Origin of the sequence: Streptomyces sp. NPDC002566, assembly GCF_042889585.1 — a bacterium.
Classification (GTDB): Bacteria; Actinomycetota; Actinomycetes; order Streptomycetales; family Streptomycetaceae; genus Streptomyces.
Window position 1 is genome coordinate 203569 of sequence record NZ_JBIARD010000010.1, and the last position, 16445, is coordinate 220013.

The following is a 16445-nucleotide window of genomic DNA, read 5'->3' on the forward strand; positions in this document are numbered from 1 at the left end:
ACCTTTCGCCCCCGACCCGTATGAGGGATCGTTTCACCCGTACGGATTAAAAGGACTCAAGGGGGCAGAACACGCAGTTCCGCGCCGCCTACGGTCGCACGGGTGATGAGCAGCAGTCCGCAGACCCCGACCCGCACGACCGGCGCACACCGGGCGCACCGGGAGGCGTGCGACCGCGCCGAGGCGCGCACGCCGGCGCGGCGACCGCGCGGCCGCAGCGAGCCGTCCTACGAGCCCTACCTCGACGGGCTGTTCACCTACTGCCTGTCCGTCCTGTGCGAGCACGACGCGGCCACCGCCGCGCTCGCGGACGCCCTTGTGCTCGCCGAGCGGCGCGGTCAGCGCGTCCCGGACGCCCCGGGCGACCGCAGGGCATGGCTGTACGCACTGGCCCGCTGGGCGTGTCTGCGCAAGCTCGCCGAGGCCCGGCGGAAACGCCAGGGCACGCACGCGGCGGGGCGGTCGGACGCCCCCGGCGCGAGCGGCGCGAAGCCCGCCGAAGCGCCCCCCGCCGATCTCGCGGACGAGGCCCGGCAGCAGCAGCGGCGGCGTGAACTCGCCCTGCTCGCCTGGCCGGAGGCGGCCGGCACCACACCCGAGCAGCGCGAGGCGCTGGAACTCGCCGTACGCCACCAGCTCGCCGCCCACGAGGTGGCCGCCGTTCTCGGGATGGAGCACGCAGCAGCCCGTGAGCTGCTCGCCACCGCCGCCTGCGAGGTCGAGCGCACCCGCGCCGCCCTCGCCGTCGTCGAGACCGGCGGCTGCCCCGGGGTGGACCGTCTCTCCGGAGACGACCAGCTCGTGCTGAGTGCCGCCCTGCGCCGCGAACTCGTCCGGCACGTCGACGACTGCCCGCGCTGCCGCCGCGCCGCCGAACGCGCGGTCCCCGGCCGCTGGCCCGGCGCCGGCGTCACCCCCGCCGAGCTGCCGGTGCTGGAAGCGCCCCGCGCGACCCTGCGCGCCGCCACCGCCCGCCTCTCCCGCGCGCGGGGCGCGGCCGCCCCCCGGTTCGACCGGCGCGGCTTCCCGATGGACCCCAAGGACCGCGCCGCCCGCCGCGACCGCCTACGCGCGCGTGCCGTCACCACGACCGTCGTCGCCACCGTCGTCGCCGCGCCCGTGATCGCCCTCTGGGCCGCCTACCGGAGCACGCCGACCGCCGAGGGCGCCGACGGACGCAACCCCGCCGCCAGCGAGGCACAGGACCCCGGCAGCCTCGACTCGGCGGCCGCCGGCGGCTACCAGAACGCCGGCAACGCCAGCACGCGGCCCGGCGGGCGCGCTTCCGCGGGCGACGAGACCGATGTCTCCGTCGAGGTCATCAGCGTCGCCGGACTCGGCGAACACGGCGTCGGCCGCCTCTCCGTGCGGGCCGGCACCGACGGCGCCACCACCCTGATCACCCTGACCGCGGCCCCGGACGCGCCCGAGCCGATCCGCTGGTCCGCGACCGCCACCGCCCCCTGGCTCCACCTGAGCCGCTCCCGGGGCGTGATCGCGCCCGGCGAGTCGACGACGGTCAAGGTTTACGTCGACCGTCAGCGCGAACCCGCCGGGCACTGGCACGCACGCGTGGCGATCGCCCCGGCCGGCGCGGTCGTCTCCATCGACGGCTACGGCGTCGCGCCCGCGCCCGCCGATCCCGGACCGGGCCGCCCCACCGGCGCGCCCCCGTCGCAGGGACCCGCGCCCAGCCCCACGGCCCCGCCCACCACGCCCCCGGCCTCCAGCCCCCCGCCGGCCACCGCCGACCCCGAGCCCAGCCCCGATCCGTCCACACCGGACCCGGGCGTCTCCACACCGCCACCGGGCGACGGCGGCGGGGAGGGCGGCGGCGACGGCGACACCGGCGCGCCTTGACGGAGCCGCCCGGCAGGGCCCCCTCAGCCCGCCGGGTCCGCCGGGTGCGGCGCCACCAGCGGAAGCTGTGCGGCGAGCCGCTGCTCGCACAGCTCGACCAGCCGGTCGTAGCCCGCCTTGCCCATCAGCTCGGTCAGCTCCGCCCGGTACGACACGTACACGGGCTCGCCCGCGCCGTGCGCCGAGGTCGCCGAGGTGCACCACCAGTGCAGGTCGTGACCGCCCGGACCCCAGCCCCGCCGGTCGTACTCACCGATCGACACCTGCAGCACGCGCGTGTCGTCGGGCCGGTCGATCCAGTCGTACGTGCGGCGCACCGGGAGCTGCCAGCAGACGTCCGGCTTGGTCTCCAGCGGTTCACGGCCCTCCCGCAGCGCCAGGATGTGCAGCGAGCAGCCGGCGCCGCCCGCGAACCCGGGACGGTTCTGGAAGATGCACGAACCGTTGAACGGGCGGGTCTGCCGCGAGCCGTCCTCGTCCTCCGAGACCCAGCCGCCCCGCGTGCCCTCGTCGTGGTGCTGCCAGATGTCCGGGGTGAGGCGCGCCACGTGCTCGGCGACGCGCTTCTCGTCGTCCTCGTCGGAGAAGTGGGCGCCCAGCGAGCAGCAGCCGTCGTCGGCGCGGCCCGCCTGGATGCCCTGGCAGCCGCTGCCGAAGATGCAGTTCCAGCGCGAGGTCAGCCAGGTCAGGTCGCACCGGAAGACCTGCTCGTGGTCGGCGGGGTCGGGGAACTCGACCCACGCGCGCGCGAAGTCGAGGCCCTTCTCGTCCCCGGCCGGGCCGGCGGGCGACCCCTGCGGGGCGGCCTTGCGCGACTTCTTCGAGGTGGCGTTCTTGTCGTGCTTCGCGCTTTTCGTCTTTGGCACGCGTCCAGGGTAAGTCGCCCGCGGGCCGGCGCGACACCGTCTCAGGATGCACACCGGGGACCGTGCGGAGCCCGCCTGGCAGTAGCGTTTCCCCTTATGAGACTCGGTGTCCTCGACGTGGGATCGAACACGGTGCACCTGCTGGTGGTGGACGCGCACCCCGGCGCGTGCCCGCTGCCGGCGCACTCGCACAAGGCGGAATTGCGCCTGGCTCAACTCCTCGACGACAGCGGGGCGATAGGCGCCGAAGGCGTCGACCGGCTGATCACGGTCATCCAGGAGGCCCTTCAGGCGGCCGAGGACAAGGGTGTCGAGGACCTGCTGCCGTTCGCGACGTCCGCCGTGCGCGAGGCCGGCAACGCCGACGACGTCCTCGCGCGCGTGCGGGACGAGACGGGCGTCGAGCTCCAGGTCCTCACCGGCGCGGAGGAGGCCCGGCTCACCTTCCTCGCCGCCCGCCGCTGGTTCGGCTGGTCGTCGGGCAAGCTGCTCGTCCTGGACATCGGCGGCGGCTCGCTGGAGATCGCGTACGGCATCGACGAGGAGCCCGACGCGGCCGTCTCCCTTCCCTTGGGCGCGGGCCGGCTCACGGCGGGCTGGCTGCCCGGCGACCCGCCCGACCCCGAGGACATCCGGGCGCTGCGCCGGCACGCACGCGCGGAGATCGCCCGCACGGTGGGGGAGTTCAGCCGCTTCGGCTCCCCGGACCACGTCGTCGCCACGTCGAAGACCTTCAAGCAGCTCGCCCGCCTCGCCGGCGCCGCCCGCTCCACCGACGGCCAGTACGTGCAGCGCGAGCTCAAGCGGGAGTCCCTGGAGGCCTGGGTGCCGCGCCTGGCCGGCATGACAGCCGCCCAGCGCGCGGAGCTGCCCGGCGTCTCGGAGGGCCGCGCGGGCCAGCTCCTCGCCGGGGCACTGGTCGCCGAGGGCGCGATGGACCTGTTCGGCGTGGAGACCCTGGAGATCTGCCCCTGGGCCCTGAGAGAGGGCGTCATCCTGCGCCGCCTGGACCACATGGGCTCGGCGTAGACCGAGGCACGCGCGCGTGAGCGTACGGACGATCCGCGCGTGCGCGTGCGCAGCCGGACTACACGCGGCGTGCGCAAGCCGGCGGAGCACACGTGCGCGCGTGCGAGCCGGTGGGCCCGCGTGCGCGAGTCCGACAGCGGGCCGCACGCACGCGTGAGCGTACGGACAGACCACGCGTGCGCGTGCGCAAGCCGGGCGGCCCCCACGCCGCGTGCGGAGCCGGCCGGCCGCGCGCGTGCCGATGCGGCACACCCGACCCAGCTCCTCGTGGTGCCCGCCGACGGGCACACACGTGTGCCGATGCGGCGCACCCGACCCAGCTCCTCGTGGTGCCCGCCGACGGGCACACACGCATGGGCGCCCCCGCCGACGTCCCAGCCGCCCCGTCGGGAGGCCTGCGCCCCCGCGACAGCCCCGCCACCACCCCGCCGCCCGGCCGGGCAGGCACGCGTAAGCGCCCTCGCCACCCCCGTCACCGTCACCGCCCCCGCCGCCGCGCGCACCCGCACACGCCTCCCCTCCGTCTGCCGCCCCGTCAGTCGCGCACGCGCGCGTGCGTCGGCCCCCGCCCCCACCCCACCCCTGCGCATTCGGCGCGAATCCACCGGAGCCCGTCGTGGGCGTCGTGGCGAACACCACAACGGCCGCCGGGGACCCGGCTCGCACTCGACCGCACCCCGTAACCTGTCCCCCATGGCAGAGCCAGTCGTGCGCATCCCGGATGCGAAGGTCGCCCTGTCGACGGCCTCGGTCTATCCGGAGTCGACGGCGACGGCCTTCGAGATCGCCGCGCGCCTCGGATACGACGGTGTCGAGGTCATGGTCTGGAACGACCCGGTCAGCCAGGACATCGACGCGCTCCGCAGACTCAGCGACTACCACCAGGTGCCGATCCTCGCCGTGCACGCCCCGTGCCTGCTGATCACACAGCGGGTGTGGTCGACCGACCCGTGGGTCAAGCTGCAGCGGGCCCGCGCGGCGGCCGAGAAGCTCGGCGCCGGCACCGTAGTCGTCCACCCGCCCTTCCGCTGGCAGCGCCAGTACGCGCGCGACTTCGTCACCGGAATCTGGCGGATGGCCGACGAGACGGACGTGCGGTTCGCCGTCGAGAACATGTACCCCTGGCGTTACCGCGACCGCGAGATGCTCGCCTACGCGCCGGACTGGGACGTCACCAAGGACGACTACCGGCACTTCACGATCGACCTCAGCCACGCCTCGACGGCCCGTACGGACGCCATCCAGATGCTCGACCGCATGGGCGACCGCCTCGGGCACGTCCACCTCGCGGACGGCAACGGCTCGGCCAAGGACGAGCACCTGGTCCCCGGCCGCGGCTCGCAGCCCTGCGCCGAACTGCTGGAGCGGCTCGCGCTCAGCGGCTTCGACGGCCATGTCGTCATCGAGGTCAACACCCGCCGCGCCATGTCCGGAGCCGAACGGGAGGCCGACCTCGCGGAGGCCCTGGCCTTCACGCGACTGCACCTCGCGTCGGCGCCGAAGGTGCCCCGCTGGTGAACGGCACCGGCGCGCGCCGCCGAGGGCGGCCCCCGCGCACCGAGTCCGGCGACACCCGCGACCGCATCCTGACCGCGGCCCGCGAGGAGTTCTCCGAGCGTGGCTACGAGAAGACGTCCGTGCGGGGCATCGCCAAGGCCGCCGGGGTCGACTCTGCGCTGGTCCACCACTACTTCGGCACCAAGGAGCAGGTCTTCGCGGCGGCCATCGAGGTCGCGTTCGCGCCCGCGCTCGACGCGCCCGAGGCCCTCGCCGACGGCCCGCCGGCCGAGGTCGGCGAGCGCCTCACCCGCTTCATCCTGGGCATCTGGGAGAACCCGGCGACCCGCGCGCCCGTCCTGGCCATCGTCCGCTCGGCGGTGACCAACGAGACCGCGGCGGCCGTCTTCCGCCGTCTGGTCGCCTCCCAGCTCCTGCGCCGCGTCGCCGCGCAGCTCGAACTCCCCGACGCCGAACTGCGCGCCGAACTGGCGGCCGCGCAGCTGGTGGGGATGGCGATGCTGCGGTACGTGATCAAGGTGGAGCCGCTGGCGTCGGCGGACGTCGAACAGATCGTCGCCCGGGTCGCGCCGGTCGTGCAGGGACACCTCGCAGGACCGTGACCGGGTGCCGCTCCCGCCCCTCAGGCGAGACATGCGTCCCGCATTCCGGACACATCGTCCCGGTCCCTGGATGACCGGCGTACGCTCGACAGCAGCCCTATCTGTCTGAAGGAGCGAGCGACGATGCCCGAGCTGAGGTCCCGCACAGTCACCCACGGCCGCAACATGGCGGGCGCACGCGCCCTTATGCGCGCCTCCGGTGTACCCGGTGCGGACATCGGCCGGAAGCCGATCATCGCCGTGGCCAACAGCTTCACGGAGTTCGTGCCCGGCCACACCCACCTCCAGCCTGTCGGCCGGATCGTCAGCGAGGCGATCGTCGAGGCCGGCGGCATCCCGCGCGAGTTCAACACCATCGCCGTCGACGACGGCATCGCGATGGGGCACGGCGGCATGCTGTACTCCCTGCCCTCCCGCGACCTGATCGCGGACAGCGTGGAGTACATGGTCGAGGCCCACTGCGCCGACGCCCTGATCTGCATCTCCAACTGCGACAAGATCACCCCGGGCATGCTCAACGCGGCCCTGCGGCTGAACATCCCCACGGTGTTCGTCTCCGGCGGCCCCATGGAGTCCGGCCGCGCCACCCTCGTCGACGGCACGGTCCGCACGCTCGACCTGGTCGACGCGATCTCCGACGCCGTCAACGACAAGATCTCCGACGAGGACATCCTCCGTATCGAGGAGAACGCCTGTCCGACCTGCGGCTCGTGTTCCGGCATGTTCACCGCCAACTCGATGAACTGCCTGACCGAGGCCATCGGCCTGTCCCTCCCCGGCAACGGCTCGACCCTCGCCACCCACACCGCCCGCAAGCGGCTCTACGTCGACGCCGCGCGCACGGTCATGGACATCACCCGCAGGTACTACGAACAGGACGACGAGACGGTCCTGCCGCGCAACGTCGCCACCTTCGCCGCGTTCGAGAACGCGATGGCGCTGGACATCGCGATGGGCGGCTCCACCAACACGATCCTGCACCTGCTGGCCGCCGCGCAGGAGGCGGGCGTCCCGTTCGGCCTCGACGAGATCGACGCCGTCTCGCGCCGGGTCCCGTGCCTGGCCAAGGTGGCGCCCAACGTCGCCAAGGACCGCACGTACTACATGGAGGACGTGCACCGCGCCGGCGGCATCCCCGCCCTCCTCGGCGAGCTGCACCGCGCGGGCCTGCTCAACGAGGACGTGCACGCCGTCCACAGCCCGTCCCTCGCGGACTGGATGAAGACGTGGGACGTGCGCGGCGGCTCGCCGTCCCCCGAGGCGATCGAGCTGTGGCACGCCGCGCCGGGCTGCGTCCGCTCCGCCGAGGCGTTCTCCCAGTCGGAGCGCTGGGCGGCCCTGGACGAGGACGCCGAGGGGGGCTGCATCCGCTCCGCCGAGCACGCCTACTCCAAGGACGGCGGCCTGGCGGTCCTCAAGGGCAACCTCGCCGTCGACGGCTGCGTGGTCAAGACGGCCGGCGTCGACGAGTCGATCTGGACGTTCGAGGGCCCGGCGGTCGTCTGCGAGTCGCAGGAGGAGGCCGTCGAGAAGATCCTGCTGAAGCAGATCACGGAGGGCGACGTCGTCGTCATCCGCTACGAGGGCCCCAAGGGCGGCCCCGGCATGCAGGAGATGCTCTACCCGACGTCCTACCTGAAGGGCCGCGGACTCGGGAAGGCCTGCGCCCTGATCACCGACGGCCGCTTCTCCGGCGGCACTTCGGGCCTGTCCATCGGCCACGCCTCGCCCGAGGCGGCGTCCGGCGGCACGATCGCCCTCGTCGAGGACGGCGACCGCATCCGCATCGACATCCCTAACCGCACGATCGAGTTGCTCGTCGACGACGCGGAACTCACGTGCCGTGAGCAGGCGTTGAACGGGACGTACGCCCCGAAGAACCGTGAGCGCAAGGTGTCCGCCGCCCTGCGCGCCTACGCCGCCATGGCGACGAGCGCCGACAAGGGCGCCGTGCGGGACGTGTCCAAGCTGGGCTGATCCCGGTGCCACGGGGGCGACGGCGGGCTCACCAGCCCGCCGGGTCGCCCCCGTCCACCGCGAAGACGGTGCCGTCGGGCGCGCTGCCGTACACGCGCCCGTCCGCGACGACGGGCGCCGGCAGGGAGGCCGCCACCCGGTCGCCGTGCGCGCCGAGGCGGGCCGGGGTCTGCCCGAGCAGCCGGCCGGCGCGGGCGTCGACCCCGAGGAGCCGTCCGTCCGCGCCGACGAGGTATACATGCCGGCCGTCGGCGACCGGCTCCGAGCCCCGGCTCACGCCGGTCTCCAGCTGCCACAGGACGCGGCGTCCGGCCATGTCGACGGCCTCCAGCGCGCCGCCGGTGCTCAGCAGGTAGACGACGTCCCCGCGCACGCCGGCCTGCGGGTCCTGGCGGGTGACCGGCAGCTTCACCCGGCGGGTCGACTTCGACGCGGGGTCGTAGCGCACGACGGCGTCGGTGTACCCGGTCCCGTCCTCGACCGACAGCAGTAACAGTGCCCCGTCATGGCTGCCGACGGCCGTGAGCGTGCCGTCCAGCCCCGCCTGCCACCGCACGGCGCCCGTGGCCGGGTCCACGGCGGTGACGGAGGTCCTCCCCGAGCCGGAGGTGCTCGTCACGTAGGCGAGCGGATCGCCGGCGAACGACGTGAAGTACGGCGCGGGCTGCCCGGGGACCGTACGGCTCCACGCGGTCCTGCCCGTGGCGCCGTCGACGCCGGTGACCGTGCCGTCGGCGGAGGTGAGCAGCAGCATGTCGCCGACGGTTTGCAGCGCGTTGTACTCGGGCACGTCCGCCGTCCAGCGCACCTCGCCCGAGGCGGGGTCGAGCGCCTCCAGCCGCGGGGCCAGATGCGCCGGGGGCTGCACCAGACCGCCGACGAGCACCGGAGCCCCGCTGCCGAGGGGCGCATCGACGGTGTGCCGCCAGGCCGGGGAGCCGTCGGCGGGGTCGAGCGCGAGGACCGTCCCCGCCTGGGCGCACAGGAGCTTTCCCGCGCCGTAGGAGCACTCGGGCGCGGTCTGCGCGTCGGACACCGGGTCCGACCTCCACGCCGAGAACCCGGCCGGCGCCGTCCGCCCCCCGGTGGGCCCCGGCGCGGGCGCGCCCCCGGCCCACTGCACGGCGGCGACCCCGCCCGCGACGAGGCACAGCGCCCCCGCGGCGACCGCCATCGGCCGGAGCAGCCGACGCCGGGTGCGGGGCGCGGGCGGGGCGGCCCCGCCCTTCTCGGCGTGCCCGTCGCCTTCGGAGTCCCCGTGGCTCCCGGCGGCCCTGCTGCCCTCGGTGTTGCCCTCGCCGGCCGCGTCCGCCTGACCGATGAGACGGGGGGAACCGCGGTCCAGGTTCTGGTCCTGGTCCCTCTCCCGGTCCCCGTCCCGGTCCCGCGGCGCCGGTATGAACACCTGTGTGTCGTACGAGGCCGACACCGAACGCAGTTCCCGCATCAGCTCGTCCGGTGTGGGCCGCTCCTCGGGCTCCTTCGCCAGACAGCGCTGGACCAGCGGGGCGAGGATCTGCGGCACGCCCGTCAGATCGGGCTCGTCGTGCACGACCTGGTAGGCGACGACATAGGGGCTGTCGGAGTCGAACGGCCCCCGCCCGGTCGCCGCGTGCACCAGGACCGAGCCGAGCGCGAAGATGTCGGCGGCGGGCCCGACCTCCCTGGGCCGCCGGAACTGCTCCGGCGCCATGAACGGCGGGGTGCCGATCAACTTCCCTGTCTCGGTGCGCAGTTCGCTGTCCTTGGGCCGGGAGATGCCGAAGTCGATGACCTTCGGGCCGTCCTCGGCGAGCAGGACGTTGCTGGGCTTCAGATCCCGGTGGACGACGCCGACGCGATGGATGTCGCGCAAGGCCTCCGCGAGTCCGGCCATCAGCCGCCGCAACTCACCCGTACTCATGGGCCCGTTCCGCTTCACCTGGTCCGAGAGGGTCGAACCGGGGATGAACAGCGTGGCCATCCAGGGCCGTCCGGCCTCCGGGTCGGCGTCGACGACGGGTGCGGTGAACGCCCCGCTGACCCGTCTCGCGGCGGCGACCTCCTGCCGGAACCGCCCTCTGAACTCGGGGTCCTCGGCGAACCGGGCGTGCACGACCTTCACCGCGAGCTTCATCCCCGAGGTGCTGCGGGCCAGGTGGACCACGCCCATCCCGCCCGAGCCCAGACAGGATTCCAGACGGTAGTGGCCGGCGTACTCGGGAAGTTCCGCTTCCGCATCCGATCCGGCGTTGCGCTGTGGCGCCATGACCACCCCCGTGCTGTTCGGCCGCGAATCGGCGCGCGCGACGCAGGGAGCCTAGTCGATGAGGCTGACGGGACCGAGGAGGCTTGCCAGGCCCCCGTGTTCGAATTGCATACATGTGTTTCAGCCGCTGATTCCAGGGAATCAACGTCTCCCCCCATGGAGGTCATGGGGGTTCACGGGGGAGGTTCAGTCATGTCTGTCGAGCAGGTCGAAGAGGTTGAGAGCGGCGGGGAGCCGGTGCGGCGGGCGGCCGTGGCGGTGAACTCCTATCCGGTCGCCCCGGGCGTCCGGCTGAACGTCCGCAGCGGTCCCGGCACCGGTTACGGCGTGGTCCGCGTCCTGCCCGAAGGGGCCTCGGTGACGATCTACTGCCAGACGCCGGGCACATCGGTCAGCGGCCCGTACGGCACGTCGAACATCTGGGACAACATCGGCAGCGGCCAGTACGTCTCGGACACCTATGTCCGCACGGGCAGCGACGGCTACGTGGCCTCACGCTGCGGCTGACCGCACGGCACGGGCGGGCTCCCACCGGTTCGACCGGTTCGAAGGCCGGACGGAAAGCCCGACGGAAGCCCTGACGGGAAGCCCGAGGGGACACCTCACGGGAAACCCGGCGGAAGCCCGCCCCGCTCCGGCCCCACCCGGGGGGCCCGCCCCGCCCGCGGCCATAATCGTCATGTGAGCGACGACAACGGCGCCCGGGGCGGTGCCACCGGCCCCCGCCCCGAGCCCCTGCGCTTCTTCGGCACGACCTGGGTCGACCACGACCAGGGCTACGCCGCCCGCCGGGCCGCCGCGTCCGTGGGGTCCCTCGCCGCCGCGGTCGGCTCCTGCCTGGTGCTGCGCCTCGCCTACGAGGGCCTCGCGATCGCCGACAGCGGCAGCTTCGTGACCCTGCTGGTCGTCGTCATGTTCGCGGTGTGCAGCGCGCTGGCCTTCCGGCACACCCTGGAGGGCTTCACCAAGCGCCACGACCCCGAACGCCAGTCCTCCCTGCGCGGTCTGCTGGCCATCGGCTTCGTCGGCTCCCTGTTCGCCTACTTCTTCCGCTCGCTCACCGAGGCCCCGGGCGAGAAGCTCCACCGCGAGGAGTACGAGGCGGCCCGCGTCCAGTACGAACGCCGCTCCGGCCGCCGTACGGGCAACCCTTCCAAGAAGCGCCGCCGGACCTGAGCCGCCCTCGGCGCACCCGCAGGCCCCGTTCCCCTCGCCGCCCACCCCGGCCACCATGGCCACATGACGGCTCCCGCACACACCGACCGAGCGCTCTCCTTCAGCTCCGCCGCAGCCCAGTACGCCGCCAACCGCCCCTCCTACCCGCCCGCCCTCCTCGAAGCGATCGAGGCCATGGCGGACCGTCCGCTCGCCGGGGCGCGCGTCGCCGACATCGGCGCGGGCACCGGCATCGCGACCGCCCTCCTGCACGCCCGCGGCGCCGACGTCGTCGCGGTCGAACCGGGCGACGGCATGGCCGAGCAGTTCCGCCGCGCCCTCCCCGAGGTGCCGGTCGTCCGGGGCGACGGCAACCATCTCCCCCTCGCCACCGCCTCCTTCGACTTCCTCACCTACGCCCAGTCCTGGCACTGGACGGACCCGGCGCGCTCCGTCCCGGAGGCCGTGCGCGTGCTGCGCCCCGGCGGCGCCCTCGTCCTGTGGTGGAACGCCGCCGCACTCGACGTGCCCTGGATCGACGCCCAGACCGACCGCGTCCAGCGCCACTTCGGCCTGGAGCGGACCGCCGGCAGGAACGGCGACGGCACGCATGCTGTCCTGGCCGGCCCGACCGACCCCCTGGACTTCGCGCGCGGCCATGTCCGCTGGAGCCGCCGCGTCCCCCTGGACACCCATCTGGCCAACATCGGCAGCCACTCGATCTTCCTCGTCCACGACGGGGAGAGCGTCGCCGCCTTCCTCGACGAGGAGCGCCGGCACCTCCTGACCGTCTTCCCGGACGGCATCGTCGAGGAGACCTACGACGTCGCGTTCCTGGTCGCCCTCCGCCCCTGACCACACCTCTCCCGTGCGGCGGCTCCCGACTCCGGGGCCGCCGCACACGCATGTCCACGGTCCCGGCCCTGGTCGACGCCGCCCCACTGGTCCCGGCCCTGGTCGACCCCGCCCCACTCGCCCTCGCCCCTCTTGACGACGCCCCGCCCGAGGCGCACTATTCATCACATGATGAATTACAGTTCCGGAGAGCCCCCGAGGCCACCCGACGCCGACCGGACACCCGCCGTACAGGCCCGAGGCCTCACCGTCGTCCGAGGCCCCCGCACGGTGCTGCGCTCCCTCGACTTCACCGTCCCGCGCGGCCAGATCACCGGGCTCCTCGGCCCCTCGGGCTGCGGCAAGTCGACCCTGATGCGCGCGATCGTCGGCACCCAGGCCAAGGTCACCGGCACCCTCGACGTCCTGGGCCGGCCCGCAGGACACCCCGCCCTGCGCACCCGCATCGGCTACGTCACCCAGGCCCCCTCCGTCTACGCCGACCTCACGGTCCGCCAGAACCTCGACTACTTCGCCGCGATCCTCGACCCCGGGCGCCCGGCGGCCGACCGCCGCCACGACGACGTCACCCGGGCCATCGCCGACGTCGACCTCACCAGCCACGCCGACGCACTCGCCGGCAACCTCTCCGGCGGCCAGCGCAACCGCGTCAGCCTCGCCGTGGCCCTCCTGGGCGCCCCCGAACTCCTCGTCCTCGACGAACCCACCGTCGGCCTCGACCCCGTCCTGCGCCGCGACCTGTGGAACCTCTTCGACGACATCGCCGCCTCCCGCGGCGCCACCCTCCTCGTCTCCTCCCACGTCATGGACGAGGCCGAGCGCTGCCACCGCCTCCTCCTCATGCGCGAGGGCGAGATCCTCGCCGACGACACGCCCGACGCCCTCCGCGCCCGCACCGGCTCCGACACCGTCGAGGCGGCCTTCCTGCACCTCGTCGACGAGGCGACACGGTCCGCCCGTGAAAAGGAGACGACACGATGACCACACCGACCCGCCCCGCCCCCACCGGCCCCCTCAACCTCTCGCGCACCACCGCCACCGCGGCCCGCGTCCTGCGCCAGCTCCGCCACGACCCCCGCACCATCGCCCTGATGATCGTCATCCCGTGCGCGATGCTGTTCCTGCTCCGCTACGTCTTCGACGGCAGCCCCCGCACCTTCGACGACATCGGAGCCTCCCTCCTCGGGATCTTTCCGCTGATCACGATGTTCCTGGTGACCTCCATCGCCACCCTGCGCGAACGCACCTCCGGCACCCTGGAACGCCTCCTCGCCCTCCCCCTCGGCAAGGGCGACCTGATCGCCGGCTACGCCCTCGCCTTCGGAGCCCTGGCGATCGTCCAGTCCGCCCTGGCCACCGGCCTCGCCGTCTGGTTCCTCGACCTCGACGTCACGGGCAGCCCCTGGCTCCTCCTCCTGGTGGCCCTGCTCGACGCGCTCCTCGGCACGGCCCTCGGCCTGTTCGTCTCCGCCTTCGCCGCCTCGGAGTTCCAGGCGGTCCAGTTCATGCCGGCGGTGATCTTCCCCCAGCTCCTGTTGTGCGGCCTGTTCACCCCGCGCGACGAGATGCACCCCGCCCTCGAAGGCCTCTCCGGCGTCCTGCCCATGTCCTACGCCGTCGACGGCATGAACGAGGTCCTCAGGCACACCGACATGACGGCGACCTTCGTCCGCGACGCCCTCATCGTGGCCGGCTGCGCCCTGCTGGTCCTCGGCCTGGGCGCGGCGACACTCCGCAGGCGTACGGCGTGACAGCCCGCCCGCGACCGGGTGCCGGCCCCGCTCCACCGCCCCGCCCGACGTCCCGCCTGCCGGACGACCGCACCACGCGGCCCACCCCGGATGCGAGGATGCCCTCAGGACGACGCACCCTTCCGGAGGACACCCCGCCATGGCCCAGAAAGTCGCAGTCCTCGGCACCGGCAAGATCGGCGAAGCCCTTCTCAGCGGAATGCTCCGAGGCGGCTGGCCGCCCGCCGACCTTCTCGTCACCGCCCGCCGCGCCGAGCGGGCCGAGGAACTCCGCAGCCGCCACGGAGTCGTCCCGGTCACCAACGCCGAAGCCGCCAAGACCGCCGACACCCTCATCCTCACGGTCAAGCCGCAGGACATGGGCGCCCTCCTCGAGGAACTCGCCCCGCACGTCCCCGCCGGCCGCCTGGTCATCAGCGGAGCCGCCGGCATCACCACCGCGTTCATCGAGGACCGCCTCACCGCCGGCGTCCCCGTCGTCCGCGTCATGACGAACACCCCCGCCCTCGTCGACGAGGCCATGTCCGTCATCTCCGCCGGCAGCCACGCAGGCGAAGCCGACCTCGCCCACACCGAGGAGATCTTCGGCTCGGTCGGCAAGACCCTGCGCGTCCCCGAGTCCCAGCAGGACGCCTGCACCGCCCTCTCCGGCTCCGGCCCGGCCTACTTCTTCTACCTGGTCGAAGCGATGACCGACGCCGGCATCCTGCTCGGCCTGCCCCGCGACAAGGCCCACGACCTCATCGTCCAGTCCGCCATCGGCGCGGCCACGATGCTCCGCGACAGCGGCGAACACCCCGTCAAGCTCCGCGAGAACGTCACCTCCCCGGCGGGCACCACCATCAACGCCATCCGCGAACTGGAGAACCACGGCGTACGCGCCGCCCTCATCGCGGCCCTCGAAGCCGCCCGCGACCGCAGCCGCCAACTGGCCTCCGGCACAAAGGACTGACGCCGCCCGCCCACCGGGGAGCAGTCACCTCACGGTGTCGCGACCGGCAGCGGTTCCGGCACCGGCGGCAGCAGTCCGATCGCGCGATAGGCGGAGTCGACCACCGGACGGGCCATCGCCCGGGCCTTCTCCGCACCCTCCCTCAGCACCCCCTCGACATACGTCGGGTCAGCGCACAGCTCCTTGTGCCTGTCCTGCAGGGGCTTCAGGACCTCGACCACAGCGTCCGCCGTGTCCTTCTTCAAAGCGCCGTACGACCGGTAACGGACGCTGAGGGATTCGGGGTCCCCGCCCGTGCACGCCGCGAGGATCTCCAGCAGGTTCGCCACCCCCGGCCGCCCCGCCCGGTCGTACACGACCTCACGACCGCTGTCGGTCACGGCCCGCATGACCTTCTTGCGCACCACGTCCGGCTCGTCCAGCAGGTAGACGATCCCCGGCCCGGAGTCCTCGCTCTTGCCCATCTTCGACGCGGGCTCCTGCAGGTTCATCACCCGGGCGGCCACCGCCGGATGCGTGGCCCTCGGCACCACGAACGTCTGCCCGTAGCGCTGGTTGAACCGCAACGCCAGATCCCGCGTCAGCTGGACGTGCTGCGCCTGGTCGTCGCCGACGGGCACCTCGTCCGCCGCGTAGGCCAGGATGTCCGCGGCCATCAGCACCGGGTACGTCAGCAGCGACAGCCGCACGCTCCCACCGCGCTCGCGTTCCCGTCCGGCCTTCTCCTTGTACTGGATCATCCGCCGCATCTCGCCGTCGGTGGCCACGCACTCCAGCAGGTACGACAGCCGCGCGTGCTCGTCCACATGGCTCTGCACGAACAGGGTGCACAACGCAGGATCCAGCCCGGCCGCCAGCAGCAGGGTGGCCGTCTGCCGACTGAGCCGACGCACCCGCGCCGGATCGTGGTCCACGGTCAGCGCGTGCAGGTCGACGACGCAGAACAGGGCGTCCGCCCGGTGCTGGTCCACCTCGGCCCACTGCCGCATGGCCCCCAGGTAGTTCCCCAGCGTCAGATGCCCGGTCGGCTTGACCCCGCTGAAGACCCTCTTCATCACTCCACCTCCTGGTCGATGACCGCCGCGCCCGCCGGCCGGCTCTCAGGAGGGAGAAACGAGAACGGCCGCCGAGGCGGCGGCCGCTGACTGCATACGTGAGTCCGGCCGCCCTCAGGCGGCCCACCACTGCTGGTTGCACGTACGCATGAACATGACCCCACAGTACGCCGCGCGGGACCGTCGAGGAGGCGGGTTGACACACCCCGGGCCGATACGTAGTGTTCTCCGAGTTGTCCGACGTGAGCGCCGACTCCGGTCGGTCCCCGGACAGCCATTCCGCAAGTACCTCACCAGGCTCTCGACGAGCAGTCCATTGGTCTGTCGTCGTTTCATTGGCGTGCGTATTCGCGAAATGAGGAATCCGCGTTCGAAAGGACGCGGGCCCCGATTCGCTTCGGCGGCGGGGAATCCGCTAAAGTCTCACCCGTCGGAACGGCCCGAGCGGCCGGGAAGACAAACCCCTCTGACTGGGAATCAGAGCCGAAAGGATCTGATAGAGTCGGAAACGCCGGAAGGGAAACCGCGAGAGCGGGGAACCGGAAAGCACCGAGGAAATCGGATCGAGAAAAGATCT

At 73.1% G+C, this 16445-nt stretch carries 14 protein-coding genes; 11 read left to right on the forward strand and 3 right to left on the reverse strand.

The genetic code is table 11. The features are described 5' to 3' along the window. Window positions 1–102: 102 nt before the first annotated feature. Complete coding sequence (locus ACFYXA_RS32435; RefSeq protein ID WP_389039648.1) at window positions 103–1860, forward strand: hypothetical protein; 1758 nt, start codon at window positions 103–105, stop codon at window positions 1858–1860. Between the two features lie 23 nt (window positions 1861–1883). Here the strand turns inward: ACFYXA_RS32435 and ACFYXA_RS32440 are convergent, their stop codons facing one another. Further along, window positions 1884–2726, reverse strand: coding sequence for a hypothetical protein (locus tag ACFYXA_RS32440; RefSeq protein ID WP_352244916.1), 843 nt, complete (start codon window positions 2724–2726; stop codon window positions 1884–1886). A gap of 96 nt (window positions 2727–2822) precedes the next feature. On the opposite strand from ACFYXA_RS32440, the gene ACFYXA_RS32445 reads away from it, so the two are divergent. The 4 genes from ACFYXA_RS32445 to ilvD all read left to right on the forward strand — a co-directional run bounded on the left by ACFYXA_RS32445 (window position 2823) and on the right by ilvD (window position 7852). Then, entirely contained in the window at window positions 2823–3755 is a 933-nt protein-coding gene (locus ACFYXA_RS32445; protein ID WP_352244917.1) for a Ppx/GppA phosphatase family protein, read from the forward strand. A gap of 693 nt (window positions 3756–4448) precedes the next feature. Continuing rightward, a complete protein-coding gene (locus ACFYXA_RS32450; RefSeq protein ID WP_352244918.1) occupies window positions 4449–5273 on the forward strand; it encodes a sugar phosphate isomerase/epimerase in 825 nt (274 codons plus the stop codon). Beyond that, entirely contained in the window at window positions 5270–5875 is a 606-nt protein-coding gene (locus ACFYXA_RS32455; protein WP_389039652.1) for a TetR family transcriptional regulator, read from the forward strand. The genes ACFYXA_RS32450 and ACFYXA_RS32455 overlap by 4 nt, the downstream gene beginning before the upstream one ends. 123 nt (window positions 5876–5998) lie before the next feature. Next, entirely contained in the window at window positions 5999–7852 is a 1854-nt protein-coding gene (gene ilvD, locus ACFYXA_RS32460) for a dihydroxy-acid dehydratase (RefSeq protein WP_389039655.1), read from the forward strand. A gap of 28 nt (window positions 7853–7880) precedes the next feature. Here the strand turns inward: ilvD and ACFYXA_RS32465 are convergent, their stop codons facing one another. After that, a complete protein-coding gene (locus ACFYXA_RS32465; protein WP_389039658.1) occupies window positions 7881–10100 on the reverse strand; it encodes a serine/threonine-protein kinase in 2220 nt (739 codons plus the stop codon). Window positions 10101–10292: 192 nt separating this feature from the next. On the opposite strand from ACFYXA_RS32465, the gene ACFYXA_RS32470 reads away from it, so the two are divergent. The 6 genes from ACFYXA_RS32470 to proC all read left to right on the forward strand — a co-directional run bounded on the left by ACFYXA_RS32470 (window position 10293) and on the right by proC (window position 14813). Then, complete coding sequence (locus tag ACFYXA_RS32470; protein WP_389039661.1) at window positions 10293–10607, forward strand: SH3 domain-containing protein; 315 nt, start codon at window positions 10293–10295, stop codon at window positions 10605–10607. Between the two features lie 174 nt (window positions 10608–10781). Then, a complete protein-coding gene (locus tag ACFYXA_RS32475) occupies window positions 10782–11276 on the forward strand; it encodes an EamA/RhaT family transporter (protein ID WP_389039664.1) in 495 nt (164 codons plus the stop codon). A gap of 63 nt (window positions 11277–11339) precedes the next feature. Then, on the forward strand, window positions 11340–12110 hold the full coding sequence (locus ACFYXA_RS32480) for a class I SAM-dependent methyltransferase (protein ID WP_389039667.1): 771 nt from the start codon (window positions 11340–11342) through the stop codon (window positions 12108–12110). Window positions 12111–12278: 168 nt separating this feature from the next. Further along, window positions 12279–13091: an ABC transporter ATP-binding protein gene (locus ACFYXA_RS32485; RefSeq protein ID WP_389039670.1), complete on the forward strand. Its 813-nt coding sequence runs from the start codon at window positions 12279–12281 to the stop codon at window positions 13089–13091. Beyond that, complete coding sequence (locus ACFYXA_RS32490; protein ID WP_389039673.1) at window positions 13088–13861, forward strand: ABC transporter permease; 774 nt, start codon at window positions 13088–13090, stop codon at window positions 13859–13861. The genes ACFYXA_RS32485 and ACFYXA_RS32490 overlap by 4 nt, the downstream gene beginning before the upstream one ends. Before the next feature lie 139 nt (window positions 13862–14000). Then, window positions 14001–14813 carry a pyrroline-5-carboxylate reductase gene (gene proC / locus ACFYXA_RS32495; RefSeq protein ID WP_351090641.1) on the forward strand — a complete coding sequence of 271 codons (813 nt, stop codon included), beginning with the start codon at window positions 14001–14003 and terminating at the stop codon, window positions 14811–14813. Between the two features lie 29 nt (window positions 14814–14842). Here proC and trpS read toward each other — a convergent pair whose 3' ends face one another. Beyond that, window positions 14843–15868, reverse strand: coding sequence for a tryptophan--tRNA ligase (gene trpS, locus ACFYXA_RS32500; RefSeq protein WP_389039677.1), 1026 nt, complete (start codon window positions 15866–15868; stop codon window positions 14843–14845). Window positions 15869–16445: the final 577 nt, after the last annotated feature.

Coding starts and splice junctions, on each gene's coding strand:
- ACFYXA_RS32445 (WP_352244917.1), top strand. CDS start 2,823: ATGAGACTCGGTGTCCTCGACGTGGGATCGAACACGGTGCACCTGCTG.
- ACFYXA_RS32450 (WP_352244918.1), top strand. CDS start 4,449: ATGGCAGAGCCAGTCGTGCGCATCCCGGATGCGAAGGTCGCCCTGTCG.
- ilvD (WP_389039655.1), top strand. CDS start 5,999: ATGCCCGAGCTGAGGTCCCGCACAGTCACCCACGGCCGCAACATGGCG.
- ACFYXA_RS32465 (WP_389039658.1), bottom strand. CDS start 10,100: ATGGCGCCACAGCGCAACGCCGGATCGGATGCGGAAGCGGAACTTCCC.
- ACFYXA_RS32470 (WP_389039661.1), top strand. CDS start 10,293: ATGTCTGTCGAGCAGGTCGAAGAGGTTGAGAGCGGCGGGGAGCCGGTG.
- ACFYXA_RS32480 (WP_389039667.1), top strand. CDS start 11,340: ATGACGGCTCCCGCACACACCGACCGAGCGCTCTCCTTCAGCTCCGCC.
- ACFYXA_RS32485 (WP_389039670.1), top strand. CDS start 12,279: ATGATGAATTACAGTTCCGGAGAGCCCCCGAGGCCACCCGACGCCGAC.
- ACFYXA_RS32490 (WP_389039673.1), top strand. CDS start 13,088: ATGACCACACCGACCCGCCCCGCCCCCACCGGCCCCCTCAACCTCTCG.
- proC (WP_351090641.1), top strand. CDS start 14,001: ATGGCCCAGAAAGTCGCAGTCCTCGGCACCGGCAAGATCGGCGAAGCC.
- trpS (WP_389039677.1), bottom strand. CDS start 15,868: ATGAAGAGGGTCTTCAGCGGGGTCAAGCCGACCGGGCATCTGACGCTG.